The 7,404-nt window shown below is 43.5% G+C and carries 7 protein-coding genes; all 7 read right to left on the bottom strand.

What is annotated here, in order from left to right; all coding sequences use genetic code 11:
- Nucleotides 1-379: 379 nt before the first annotated feature.
- The 7 genes from DXD25_RS15540 to DXD25_RS15500 all read right to left on the bottom strand — a co-directional run bounded on the left by DXD25_RS15540 (nucleotide 380) and on the right by DXD25_RS15500 (nucleotide 7,325).
- Nucleotides 380-1,072, bottom strand: coding sequence for a hypothetical protein (locus DXD25_RS15540; protein ID WP_117664296.1), 693 nt, complete (start codon nucleotides 1,070-1,072; stop codon nucleotides 380-382).
- Between the two features lie 706 nt (nucleotides 1,073-1,778).
- Nucleotides 1,779-2,579: a KilA-N domain-containing protein gene (locus DXD25_RS15525; protein ID WP_117664293.1), complete on the bottom strand. Its 801-nt coding sequence runs from the start codon at nucleotides 2,577-2,579 to the stop codon at nucleotides 1,779-1,781.
- 278 nt (nucleotides 2,580-2,857) lie between these two features.
- Nucleotides 2,858-3,259 carry an N-acetylmuramoyl-L-alanine amidase gene (locus tag DXD25_RS15520; RefSeq protein WP_117664292.1) on the bottom strand — a complete coding sequence of 134 codons (402 nt, stop codon included), beginning with the start codon at nucleotides 3,257-3,259 and terminating at the stop codon, nucleotides 2,858-2,860.
- A 67-nt stretch (nucleotides 3,260-3,326) separates the two neighbouring features.
- On the bottom strand, nucleotides 3,327-3,851 hold the full coding sequence (locus tag DXD25_RS15515) for a hypothetical protein (protein ID WP_117664291.1): 525 nt from the start codon (nucleotides 3,849-3,851) through the stop codon (nucleotides 3,327-3,329).
- Nucleotides 3,852-3,956: 105 nt separating this feature from the next.
- Nucleotides 3,957-6,509: a DUF3987 domain-containing protein gene (locus DXD25_RS15510; protein ID WP_117664290.1), complete on the bottom strand. Its 2,553-nt coding sequence runs from the start codon at nucleotides 6,507-6,509 to the stop codon at nucleotides 3,957-3,959.
- A gap of 65 nt (nucleotides 6,510-6,574) precedes the next feature.
- A complete protein-coding gene (locus DXD25_RS15505; protein WP_117664289.1) occupies nucleotides 6,575-6,943 on the bottom strand; it encodes a hypothetical protein in 369 nt (122 codons plus the stop codon).
- A gap of 100 nt (nucleotides 6,944-7,043) precedes the next feature.
- Nucleotides 7,044-7,325, bottom strand: coding sequence for a DUF3127 domain-containing protein (locus DXD25_RS15500; protein ID WP_117664288.1), 282 nt, complete (start codon nucleotides 7,323-7,325; stop codon nucleotides 7,044-7,046).
- Between the last annotated feature and the right edge of the window lie 79 nt (nucleotides 7,326-7,404).

The raw sequence follows: 7,404 nt of genomic DNA, 5'->3' as shown, positions 1-7,404 counted from the left end.
TAGTGCTTTTAGCCTTTAAGCCACTATTGCACAACCCCTTTCTTTGAAAAGAACGTAAAATCAATAGTATTATTGCGATGATTGTACTTTTATTAATCGCTTCACTCGTTGTACGGTATTTACCCCTTAAACGGATGATTTCCCGACAACAGGAGTCGATAACATTACAATAAGCACACAAAAGGAAGAACAGATATATGATTTGTCTGAAAAAAGGTAACAAGCATAGAGAACGGACGCATATATATTATTAATGGAAAAAAGGTAATATCTACAACTCATTAAAAAGAAAAAATATTAGAAAGGAATTATGGAAAGCGATATTTGCCCATAATTCCTTTTATTTTTATATGACCCCACCAACTCCAATTGGATATAATCAAAACGGTACGACCGGTTTCCAGAAATCGCTAATTTGATTTAGTTTCAAGTTTCTCTTCCAAACATTAGCTTTAATAAAATGCTCTTCATAAACAGCCCTGTCTCGCTCTGGATAAATGTTCCCTTTCCAATATTGTCTCAATTCGGCAACCTTAATGAGATGTCCATTGGTGCATACATATTTTGCATATTCGTTCTCTGCGGAAGAAACATAGCCACTTGAAAGAATACACTTGTATTTGTCGCTGATTTTGGGGTTTGGAATATCTTTGAATTCTTCAATTTTGTCATAATGCTCAGTTTTAGGATTCCACACGCAGGCATCAAAATATTCTGTGCCAGAAGCTCCAAAGCTGCCCAAATAAAACAATACGTCTTCTTTTATACCGTCAAAATTTATGTCCGCCAATATGCAACTATCAATACGTTCTCCATTTGGTACAAGATCATCGTCTTCAGGATATTTGTATCCGAAGCGATGAATTGTCTTGTCGCCACGTTTTATAATCACTCCATAATCAACATCGTCAACCTCATGCTCTATCATAAGGCTTAGAGTGTCGTCATTACTTCTCATAGAAGAATCAGAAGTTGCTTCTTTCTGTGGAACACATTTCGTTTTATTCTTATTGCATCCCCATACTACAAGAAAACTACAAAAAATGAGTAGAATAAAAACTATCTTTTTCATACTTCTTTTTATTTTTATTGCGACAAAGATACAGATTTTCTTTTTATTTTCTGCAAAAATTAGCAATTTTCTTACTCCACCAATAGCAATTGGATATAAATCGTGCTGTGGGAACTTTGTCTTTAAAGATGTGACAGATAATTATAAGAAGACTTATCCTCACATTAAAAAGGTCGAGCTACAAGCCATTTGCGCAATAGAGGAATTGGAGCCGGACAAATAATTGATAGAAGTAAGGATTACATTTATATCTGAATAAATTGCAACATGAAGATATATGAAGTGGTGCGATTAAAATTATCGAAAAAAGCAACTGTGGAATAATATTTTTTAAGATAATAGTTTGCTCTAATCCAATATAAATCTGTATCTTTGCAACCAGATAAGCGTTCTGTAACACAAGAAACGGAAGAGGCTGAGAAACAATGCATTGCATTTGTTTCCAGAATCTTACAAAAAAAGGCTAAAAGGAGCGGTACAACTTCATCGCTAACAGGCTGATAATAAGCATATTACATTTGTTGTTCATTTCCTCTGCACTTGTAAAAAGGGTAGTTGTACCGTTTAAAAGATAAAAGCTTAACTATCAGCAACATCCACATGTTGCATCGGAAAGTAATAGATAACAAAAATAGGGAACGCAATGCGTTCCCTATCTGTTTATCACGTGTTGCGTCTGAGTATTTCTTCTGCACCATATTCATCTTTATTTTAATAAGTTTCTTCCGCCTGTATCTTCAAGGATTCTCATCTGCTGGATGGCTATCTGATTGAGCTTGATTAGTCGTTCAGACTGCGCCATGCCGTCATTGATAAACACTGCATTGAGATTCTCCATATTTGAGAGACAGATAAGCTCATTGATACTGGCATAGTCACGAATGTTTCCTTTCTTGTCGGGATTCTGCTCACGCCATTGTTTCGCAGTCATACCGAACATGGCGATGTTGAGTACATCCGCTTCATCAGCATATTTCATAGCAGCTTGCTCACGAGTCACCTCCGCAGGAATGAGATTTACTTTGATAGCATCCGTGTGAATGCGATAGTTTATCTTAGATAGTTCCCGCTTGGCAGACCATGCCAATTGGTTCTGCTCATCAGCTTTAAGACGTTGATACTCTTTTACCAACAAAAGTTGGAAACGAGGACTAATCCACATTCCGAAGTGGTACGCAATGTCTCGATGAGCATAAGTTCCACCATATCGACCAGCTTTTGCCATGATGCCTATTGCACCTGTTCTTTGAATCCATGCCTTTACAGAAAGCACGAAGTTGTTGCTTCCTGCTGCATTTCTAATTGTATCGAATTCGGTACAATTAAAATTCGGATTATATAGCTTTTCCCATTCACCGAGATATTCTATTGTACTTTTGAGGCTCATCCATCTAAATATAATATGCTCTTGCATTTGGCTATGTGCCATATCGGTCAAAGAGATATAATCCTCATTTTGAACATTAACAACAGATATTTCTGTATTTTCAACTTTTATCTTTGCCATAATCCTTAGTTTTTAGATAACACAAATCAGTGGTTGCATATTGATAACCAACACGACTTTTATTCGATTTATATCTTTCATCGTTTATCTATTTTATGCGTTTAGCAAAGGTAATAGAAAATTTTGAGAAACAGACTTGCTTTGCTGCAATTTTATTATTATTTAGCATATCATTTCACCAAAAATTCAAGAGAAAGCTATACTATCAGCAACATCCACATGTTACATCAGCAAATAATAGATAACAAAAATAGGGAACGCAGTGCGTTCCCTATCTGTTAGCCAAATTCCTCCTTCACATCAAAGCAAGGGCAAGCCTTGTTTGAGAATTCGTTATGCCCATGAACCGTTGCCTCGGGATATTCCTCCTTCAGCTGTTCTATAAGCGCTTTCAGCGCCTCCTTCTGCTGTGGGGTTCGGGTATCCTTCGGCTTGCCATCATGGGATAGGCCGCCAATGTAGCATATTCCTATGCTCACGGTGTTGTGACCCTTGCAGTGGGCACCCACTTCTTCTACTGATCTGCCCACGTGGATGCTTCCGTCACGGTAAATCACGAAATGATAACCGATGCAGAAAAACCCACGCTCACGATGCCAACGGTCGATGTCGGCTACGGTGTAGTCGCAACCTTCTCGGGTCGCGCTACAATGAATGATGATTTCCTTGATCTTGCGCATAATATAATAATTTATAATGTACAATGCAGAATTAACTAATAGATACCGCTTGCTAAAATACAGTTAACTATAAAACTTTACCTGGGAAAAATGCCAGATACTTTAGGGGAATTTCTTCCTCCCCCAAGTCTTTGATATGCAAGTCAATTTGTTCGTTTTCATCAGCTAACTCATTAATCTTCTTGCAAAACTTCTTGAAAAGTTCCCCATCGTAAGCTACAACGCCCGACATTAAAGACTTGCCCATTACTATGCTTCCATGCTTCAATGCCAGCGGACCTACACCAGCCGTGATATAAGGCTTACGAGACACCGGATACGACGAAGAATAATCCTTAAGAATTAAAGGCATGGTCTTATACTCCTCTACGATCTCTGTCTTAAATTCCTTCTCTTTCTTATGGTGCTTCTTCTTGTACTCCACCCCTATCTTCTTCTTGAACTTGACAGGTTCTGGTATAATTAAATAATCGCCTGCATGCAGGTAATTTCTAGGATGCTCTACTGTGCCGCAGATAATTACTCCGTTGATAACCATTGTGCCATCCACACCCCATGGAGTGAAGCGACGGCGAAATATATGAATATACATAATGATAATATTTAAAAAAAATTAATACTTGTGGGCAGGTCATTAAGAAGTTCAAAGTTTCGAAAACCTTAATGACCCTTAATGACACTGACCCTTAATGACACTTTAAACGGTAGGTGACGCTTTCTGATAACGTTTGTCCGGCAAAACGCTTATCAAGCCCTGCTGCTTCCAGTTCTTCAGCATCTGCTTCACCGACTCGTGAGTAGCACTTGCCCCTTTTACGGAAATACTCTGTTGCTGAGCCTGATCGAAGGAGAAGGTCACATCCAGACGCTCAAAGATGGAATCGTTTCTACCTCTACGAGAACGGTCGTAAACCGACTGTCCGCAATAGTCTCTCGAAGAGAAAGCATCCTCGATACGACTACGGAAGAAATAGAGCGCATTGTCCAACTGGTAATCTGCAAGAACATTGAACACAGCGAGCATGGTAGGCGTCTGCATCTTGACAATCATTTCCTTCCATAATAGCGGATTCTGCTTCAACTGCTTTTCCGCTCCCTGGAAACCGTGCTTCTGAATCAACGTCTCTGCCACCTTGCAGAGCAGGATGCAGGTCATCATTCTCATCGTAGTAGGACAGATACGGAAACGCTGACGGGCTTTCACCTTGTCATCATTCTTCATGGTCTCCAGGCGAATCTGTTCCAGCCACTCCCTACCCTTGGCTTCCAGCTTAGGAAGCACCACGTCGCCTTCCATCAGAGGCAGCAGATGGGCAACTTGGATGATGCGGTTGCGCTGGCGATCGGTAAGCACATACAGATTATCCGTAAGCGGAGTAAACGTATTGTCCGGGGTTCTTGCCACGGTAATACGGCTCTGAAAACCATCCGTATAATTGTTCACCACACGGTAAAGCGCATCAGGCGTTCCACACATCACTACATTCCATAACAGTCTGTCAATATGGACATTCACAGCTTCTGCACTTCGTGCCTCGCGCTCGTAGCTCGTGCCATCATACGCCTGTCGTAGCATTACGGAGAAGTCGCTCATCGCTGATTTCCACTTCTGCGCCACGGTGTCGGCTTCCGGGGTAAACGAGAAGGCGTGCTTGCCTTCGGTGTTAGCCAGACGCTCGGCAAGATTTGCCACGGTGTTGTTAAGTGTCAGACATCTTACAGGCAGTTTCGGCTCTTCCGGCTGCTCCTTCTTGTTCTTCGCCGCACGCTTCTTGGCTCTCCATTCATCCTCCTTCTGCTGATACATTTTATCCATATCTTTTATCTCCGAAGTCCAAGCATCAATCACGGGGTCGATGCTTCCCTTACCGGATGCGAAATCTCCGGCGATGTAGGAGATGAGGTTCAGCGAGTTCATCTTGCCGTGAACAGACACCTTGACGCCAGTAGCCAGCATTCCGATGGCTGGGCAGATGGCGGTAATCACCGGCATTGCCAGTGCGGGACCCACCGCATCGAGCGAATCCCTTACGCCCAGCGGCATTCTGGGCAGGGCGTTGTAATAAAACAGATCGTCCTGGGCATTTGCCTCGTCCAGCGCATTGACCAGCGCATCGCTGCCTTCGGAACTTCCGCCCTTTCCAGCCCCCAGCTTCATTCTCTCCTGTCGGATGGCAGCAAGCACATCTTTCAGGCGCTTAGGCATTTGGGTGATTTTCTCGTTCAGAGCCGAGTTGATGCAAGCCATCTTCTCCTGCTCGGGAAAACCATCGTAGCAGGGGATGATCTGAGCCATCAGGCTGCGGTCGAAGCCACAGATGTGGCGCAGGTTCACGGCAAGCTCGAAGGTCAACGTGTTGCGGTTGGAGCGAACTGGCTCGTGCCCGTCATTATACATCTGCCACCACTTCGAGATGATTTCAGAATACGGGATTCCGAGGTAATCATTGCTGGATTGTGATGAAGAAGTAGGAGTCGAAGCAGAGGATAGTGAAGCAGAAGCAGGCTGAGCCTGATTCTGAGAAGAATTCAGAGGATTTTGAGAGACATGAACCTTTGAAGGATTCTCCTGATTTTCAAGATTTTTCTGAGAATTCAAAGTCTTCTCTTCAACCATCTCCAACCAAGGCTTATAATGCTTGTTCGCCTTATGCGCTCCAGGAGGAAGTTCCTCCTGCCCATACTTCTCACGCTCTTCCAAAACCTTGCCTTCTGCAGCCACGGCAGCCTCCTCATAACTATCCTTGAAGAGCTCAGGCGAAAGATAGAGCAAGTCTTCTGCATCAGCCGAAGTCGTGAAATAGACACGATTAATATCGTGAGCCGAAGTATCCATCTCGCACTCCAGCATCTTGGCGATTCTTACCTGGTTCTCCAGAATGGTCTTACCCATCTCTCGCTTGCAAACCACATGACCGCCCTGTCTTGCGCTGCGTTCCAACATCAGCAGTCCATACTTTTCCGGCTCCTGCAGCATCAACTTAGCCGCCTTCTCAAAGTCCTGCTTATCGTCCAGATCGAAGCCGAAAGCCCGGCTTGGTAGCTTCGTTCCCTTCACCACGCCCTGCGGATAATGTCCGGAATAATTAAACTGCACCAGTCTTCGCTTCGCCCCATCGTTTCCTTCGCGAGCCAGTCGCAGATTAGCCTTCTGCTCATAGCTTCCACGAATCAGTTTATACTCCTCTTGCGAGGTGATGGAGCGGGCAACCTTGTGCCCGTTCTCCACCCTTATCAAATAACAGCTCATTTATGTGTTTCTACTTACTATTATTAAGTTGAACATCAAATACTTTTAGTTGATCATCCATATCTCTATCGCTTCAACTGATATTCTATCAAAGCATCTGCAGCCTCTTCTGCCTCCTTTACCAGCGTGCTGCCGATATTGATTCCCTCATTACAGAACACCTTCAGGGTGAGCTGGATGGCTCCATCCTTGGTCTTGCTCAATCGTCCGTGAGCCAGTTTTCTGATCAGTTCCGCCTGAGAACGGATTCGTGGCTTAACCACGAAATCAAAAGTACCATCCGAAAGCTGCTGGGCAACGCCCTGCGAACGGAATCCCTGCACCTTCTCTCCCCCTCCATGCTCATTAGGAGCAAAGAGGAAACACTTGCTCTCATCATAGAAAGCCATACCACCCAGCTGCACGTGCTGCTGCTTGTTTACATTTTTCTTCATATTCTGAATTGTTTTGCGAGAAGAAACGTGTGGATTTTTGCGCGCTTTACCATGGAAGATCCTCCGCAGTCCCAACTCAGTTAATAACTAAAACTACTTTTTATCCCTTCAGCTTTTCAATATCCGTAACGAGGATATCCTGATAAACCTGCCCATTATACTCACGAGCCGTGAATCGGAGCGTAACTGCAACCAGTGCTCCCGGAGCAAACTTGCACAGCGCCATATTGCCGAGCATTGCGGCAGCATATTGGTTCTCATACTTGCCGCCCATCTCCTGCAACACGATGTTGCACTTCATCATCTGGCCGTTCTCGCTCTTCTGGCTCTGCACGGCGAAAGCCTCGCCCTGCTTCACCACTCTCATAATCTGAGTATTCATATTATAAAGTAGTCGGAAGTTGTTTCAAGATCACCAAACCATTTCGGCGTTGTCTTGTTTCTTCGACGCTGCAAAAGTA

The sequence above is a fragment of the Prevotella sp. TF12-30 genome (assembly GCF_003436715.1).
GTDB lineage: Bacteria > Bacteroidota > Bacteroidia > Bacteroidales > Bacteroidaceae > Prevotella > Prevotella copri_A.
Note: the sequence above shows the minus strand (reverse complement) of the source record. Positions and strands in the feature narration are given on the sequence as shown.

What these genes read in the sequence shown, in the direction of transcription:
- DXD25_RS15515 (WP_117664291.1), bottom strand. Translation starts at nt 3,851, where the DNA reads ATGTATATTCATATATTTCGCCGTCGCTTCACTCCATGGGGTGTGGAT.
- DXD25_RS15500 (WP_117664288.1), bottom strand. Translation starts at nt 7,325, where the DNA reads ATGAATACTCAGATTATGAGAGTGGTGAAGCAGGGCGAGGCTTTCGCC.
- DXD25_RS15510 (WP_117664290.1), bottom strand. Translation starts at nt 6,509, where the DNA reads ATGAGCTGTTATTTGATAAGGGTGGAGAACGGGCACAAGGTTGCCCGC.
- DXD25_RS15505 (WP_117664289.1), bottom strand. Translation starts at nt 6,943, where the DNA reads ATGAAGAAAAATGTAAACAAGCAGCAGCACGTGCAGCTGGGTGGTATG.
- DXD25_RS15525 (WP_117664293.1), bottom strand. Translation starts at nt 2,579, where the DNA reads ATGGCAAAGATAAAAGTTGAAAATACAGAAATATCTGTTGTTAATGTT.
- DXD25_RS15540 (WP_117664296.1), bottom strand. Translation starts at nt 1,072, where the DNA reads ATGAAAAAGATAGTTTTTATTCTACTCATTTTTTGTAGTTTTCTTGTA.
- DXD25_RS15520 (WP_117664292.1), bottom strand. Translation starts at nt 3,259, where the DNA reads ATGCGCAAGATCAAGGAAATCATCATTCATTGTAGCGCGACCCGAGAA.